The sequence below is a fragment of the Mesorhizobium sp. PL10 genome, from assembly GCF_053714315.1.
Map to the genome: position 1 here is coordinate 1 of NZ_JBSKBR010000086.1, position 4,519 is coordinate 4,519.

The 4,519-nt window shown below is 60.2% G+C and carries 5 protein-coding genes and 2 pseudogenes; 6 read left to right on the forward strand and 1 reads right to left on the reverse strand.

Annotation, left to right across the window (positions count from 1 at the left end):
- The first annotated feature begins 246 nt into the window (after window positions 1-246).
- The 4 genes and pseudogenes from ACWGTO_RS32745 to ACWGTO_RS32760 all read left to right on the forward strand — a co-directional run bounded on the left by ACWGTO_RS32745 (window position 247) and on the right by ACWGTO_RS32760 (window position 2,802).
- Complete coding sequence (locus ACWGTO_RS32745) at window positions 247-1,134, forward strand: hypothetical protein (protein ID WP_454578851.1); 888 nt, start codon at window positions 247-249, stop codon at window positions 1,132-1,134.
- 89 nt (window positions 1,135-1,223) lie between these two features.
- Complete coding sequence (locus tag ACWGTO_RS32750) at window positions 1,224-2,192, forward strand: Tim44 domain-containing protein (RefSeq protein WP_454578847.1); 969 nt, start codon at window positions 1,224-1,226, stop codon at window positions 2,190-2,192.
- 86 nt (window positions 2,193-2,278) lie between these two features.
- Window positions 2,279-2,508 (forward strand): annotated as a pseudogene (locus ACWGTO_RS32755) (caspase family protein); the annotation flags it as partial.
- Window positions 2,509-2,619: 111 nt separating this feature from the next.
- Complete coding sequence (locus ACWGTO_RS32760) at window positions 2,620-2,802, forward strand: hypothetical protein (RefSeq protein WP_454578848.1); 183 nt, start codon at window positions 2,620-2,622, stop codon at window positions 2,800-2,802.
- A gap of 70 nt (window positions 2,803-2,872) precedes the next feature.
- Here ACWGTO_RS32760 and ACWGTO_RS32765 read toward each other — a convergent pair.
- Window positions 2,873-2,977 (reverse strand): annotated as a pseudogene (locus tag ACWGTO_RS32765) (isopenicillin N synthase family oxygenase); the annotation flags it as partial.
- Window positions 2,978-3,104: 127 nt separating this feature from the next.
- Between ACWGTO_RS32765 and ACWGTO_RS32770 the strand changes: the two are divergent.
- On the forward strand, window positions 3,105-3,785 hold the full coding sequence (locus tag ACWGTO_RS32770; RefSeq protein ID WP_454578849.1) for a hypothetical protein: 681 nt from the start codon (window positions 3,105-3,107) through the stop codon (window positions 3,783-3,785).
- Window positions 3,778-4,476 carry an RES family NAD+ phosphorylase gene (locus ACWGTO_RS32775; protein ID WP_454578850.1) on the forward strand — a complete coding sequence of 233 codons (699 nt, stop codon included), beginning with the start codon at window positions 3,778-3,780 and terminating at the stop codon, window positions 4,474-4,476. The genes ACWGTO_RS32770 and ACWGTO_RS32775 overlap by 8 nt, the downstream gene beginning before the upstream one ends.
- Window positions 4,477-4,519: the final 43 nt, after the last annotated feature.

Below are 4,519 nucleotides of genomic sequence, written 5' to 3' on the forward strand. Positions count from 1 at the left end.
TCTGCTCACCACCACCACCACCCCATACGCAGCAGCGTGGTACCGAAAAACCAGCCTGACGAACGCCCCGAAACCCGTTCCGGACGGGAGCCTCCGCAGCCAGGACTTCACCTAGATGCCAAGTTTCGACGTGCGGCGAACCCGCGCAAAAATGTCTTCCATCCCCACCCCTCGAGAGGTCTCCACATTAGCTTTCCTGAAACGGAAGTCGTACTCTGCTCTTTGCCCCAGCGGAAGGAGGCTTCTTTGGAAAACCATATCGATCGACGAGTCATTCTGTGTCCTGAGTCCGCGTACAAGAACCTCTACGAGTGGTCACTTCAGGAGGTCGACGCCGATGGCGAAAAGATTGGCCGCGATCAAATACCTTGGGAATGGACGCTCTATTTCAAGGCAACCGAACTGACTCTGCATGACACGTTGACCGTCGGGTCCGTACTCCCAAATGCGTCCCAAGACGATATAAACACTGTGACCGCGAAGCAGGGCATATCCGCGAAACTGCATCCTTTCGGCACGACGTGGCCTCCCTCTTACTCGATGTTCGGAACCGACCGGACAATTACTGACATCAGTCTTTCGATAATGTCATCCGCGGTCGACGCTGAGCAGGAACAATGCGTAGCTTGGGGCGTCGTAAGCTACACCTCGGAGATTGCTTTCCGCGAAGAAACCAAGCCCGACTGCATTGGCTTCTACCTGTTCGTGCGCCCTGACAGATTTGCATGGTATGCGGAGATGGTCGCCACCTCCGCCGTGGAGGATGTGTTACTCTTTGTGGGCCGGGTGCCCGGCTTCTATTCCGATTGGTCTCCATCGATCTCAACAAATCGGATCAAGATACTGGCCGACAAAAGCGCCCAGAAGATCGAGGTTCCAGCCGATTGCGAGATCGATCCTCCGCGACTCGGTCGAGCGCAATACGCGCAGCTCCACATTCGCCGTGCGGCCGAACTTTCGAAGGCTACACCGAAAGCACCGGAGGTCATTCTTGCCGCCTGGTTTGGCTCGCGTATGCGTCCGCTTACCGATTCCCGGCCGAAGCCTCTGGTTGAGATCAATGCCACGCCCAGGCGTTTGTCTATTTTTTTGCGCCAGTCTTACGGTTTTGTAATTTGGACGGACGCGGCTTGAATCGCCTTCATTGTATTTCCATCTTCGTCGGACTTTGAACCGCCCGAGGCGAAAATACCGTTCATCCTCCACATCGTCAGGCCTTGAAAATGATTAAGCCGTTCAGATTTCTCTCCACCCTGTTGATTCTGGCGACGGTCTTTGGAATTTTGTCGGTCAATGCGTCGGAGGCACGCAGAGGCGGCAGCTTCGGCAGCCGCGGCAGCCGGACATACCAGGCGCCGGCCCCTACCGCCACTGCACCGCCTACGACGCCAGTTCAGCGCTCGATGACGCCAAACAGGCCAAGTCCAGCGTCACCGGTGCAGCCATCGCCCGTTCAGACGCGACCGAGTTTCTGGAGCAGGTTTGGCGGGGGGCTCGTTGGCGGTCTCATCGGCGGGCTGGTCTTCAATGGGATCTTTGGAATGCTGTTTGGCCATGGATTCGGCGGCTTGGGCGGCGGCTTCAGCTTCGTCCTCCAGCTGCTGCTGATTGGCGGGCTTATCATGGTGGCGATGCGTTTCTTCAACCGAAACCACAGCTCTGCCGCGGCAGTCGGAAGCGGCTTTCCATTCGGCCAACAAAACTCTCGAACAGTAGCGCCGGCCTACACAGCGTCCACCGCCGGCGCCGCCGCTGCCTATGGCGCGACCAAGACGGACGAAATCGGTATCACCCAAAACGACCTTTCCACGTTCGAACGTCTTCTCCCGGACGTGCAGGCCGCGTTCACCCGCGAGGACTATCAGGGGCTCCGCCGGCTGACGACGCCAGAAATGGTCTCCTACCTCTCCGAAGAGTTGGCCGACAACGCGACGAAGGGTTTGAAGAACGAGGTATCAAATCTCCGATTCCTCAACGGTGAAGTCGCCGAAGCGTGGCGGGAGGGTACGCGCGACTATGCGACCGTGGCACTGCATTGGTCGGCTGTTGATGTCATGCGCAATCGTCAGACGTCGGCGATCGAAGATGGCGATCCCGTCAATCCGGTCGAGACGACGGAACTATGGACCTTCACCCGTGAGGCTGGAGGAGAGTGGCTCCTGTCCGCCATTCAGGAGATGACAAAGCCATAGGCATCTTTTTTGCGGGGCCGAGTTGTGCGGTTGGGAAACGTTCCGACTTCTGGAGCGTTGCCAATATGAACGGATGGTGGATTGCAATGCGGCCGCTTCAGAAATTCCTCGATCTTCTCGTTGTCGCCTTTTTCGTGGTCGGTTCGGCGGCCACGCCGCGGGCACAGGGCCAAAAGCGCCTGGCTTTCGTCATCGGCAACGCCGCCTATCCCTTTGGGGCGCTCGCGACGCCGGCCAACGATGCCGGCGCGTGATAGCCCAGACATTGCAGGGGGCGGGTTTCGACGTGGTCGGTGCGCGCGACGTTGACCAGGGATAGCTGCGCGGCGCCTATCGTGATTTCCTCGCCAAGTCTCGGCGGCCGGTTCGCCGCACAGTTTCGCAGTCTATGACTACGTGCCGCCGCCTCCGCCGGAAGAGATCGTCTATGTCGACCGGCCCGTGCTCTATTTCGACGACCGCCGAGTTCGACATCGATCCGCCGCCCGTGGCCGTGATCTTCCTGCAGCCACGGCCGCGCGACTTCATCGAATTGCGGCCACCGCCGACGCCGGTAGACGTCTTCGCCCTGCCGACGCTCACCTTTGTGCCCGTGCCGGAGCCTGGGTGAACCTGCCGCGTGATATCGTGCCGCCGCCGAACGACATTGCCAAGGGAGCGCCGTTCAGCGGGATGGAGGAAACGCCGAGCAGCGAAATGGTCGCATCCAAGCGTGCGCTGAAGAAGAGCGGCCCCGGAATGCGTTCGACGCCGGCCGGCGGCGTTACGACGAGATGGACGGTCGCGCACCTAGATAGCCGGTTTCGAAGCTAACTCAACCGGTTTGCCGAATGATGACGCCATGTCGTCCTTGATGATCAGGATTATCATGCTATATAGATAACCAAGATAACCAGACGGGAGCCGGAACCTATGGTCGCTGCCAACAAAACAATTGAATTCTCCCGTGTTGGGACGCTCACGGGAACGCCGGAGCAGGTCCGAACCGGGCTCTGCCGGCTGAAGGCGGAACAGGTCGTCGCGCTGACAATTGAGCACGGCAGCGAATCCGCCGCCAAGGCCTTCGCCCAGACGGTCGCTGGCCTCGCACCCTTGGTCGGTGCGATTCTCAAACGCCGGCAAGATGAGGCATTCAACTCAATCATCGAGGCACTGGTGCCGGAGATTCCTCCTCCACACCATAAGCTCGTCGAGGCGCGTATGGTGGCAGATGCGCGTAAGGCGGTGCTGGAAAGTGGCGACTGGCTCACAGCCGCGGAGGTCGCGAAGGTCGCCGGCTTCAGCGCCAGCAATCCCAGTGCCCAGCCGAACAAATGGAAGAAGGAGGGACAGGTCTTCGCCGTGCGCCATCGCGGCGTGGACTACTTCCCCGGATACGCACTGGACCCATCGACCGACTTCCGGCCGGTCAAGGCGCTGGCAAAGGTTCTACACATCTTCCGGCGGAAAAAGGACGATTGGGGTCTCGCCTACTGGTTCGCCTCGGTCAACAGCTTCCTTGGCGGAGAGAGGCCTCAGGATCTGCTCATCAGCGAGCCCGAGCGCCTCGTTGCCGCCGCCGAAGACGAGGTGGCCGGCGTAGTCCATGGTTGAAAGGAAGTTGCGGACGCGACGCCTGCTTGTCGCGGGCACAAAGGTCCCCAAGCCCCAGGACGACCTCGGCACACTGGTGAAGACAATGATCTGGGCTCGTGGCCGGGTCATTCACCGAATCCACCTCAGCCTCTACGGAGGGAGTGCTTTCAATCCGGGCGTCAAGGGCAACGCACGATTCAGCCCAATTCAGAACGCGGCCTGCGCAAGCGTCCCGACGCTTTATGGCGGCACGAACTTCGACTGCGCCGCGATGGAGACGGTATTCCACGACGTGCCATTCGCACCGGGACTGAAGACCTTCGATAAAGCGAAGCTCGCTGAGCAAGTCTATTCGACGGTGACGTGCCAGCGCGACTTGGTGCTGGTCGACCTCAGCTCGACTGCGCTGAGGGCGCTTGGTGTCCGCCGCGGCGAGCTCATCGATACGGAAAAGGACCAGTATCCGGGCACGCGGACGTGGGCCGAGGCCATCCACGCGCAGTGCCCCGCGATTGAAGGGTTGTGCTGGGTTTCCCGTCAGGATGATCGTGCCCGCGCGGTTGTCCTCTTCGGCGATCGCATCCCCGCGACAGATCTCGTGCTTGCCAGCGCTTCGCGGGGCATTCTCGACGATGTCGACCTTTACTGCGACCTGTTGGCCCTGGCGGAGCGCATCGGCGTCAACGTCGCGGGCAGGGGAATCGGGTGAGTTAATTTTCACGAGATGAGGCTGACGAGAAAGTCCTCGTTCC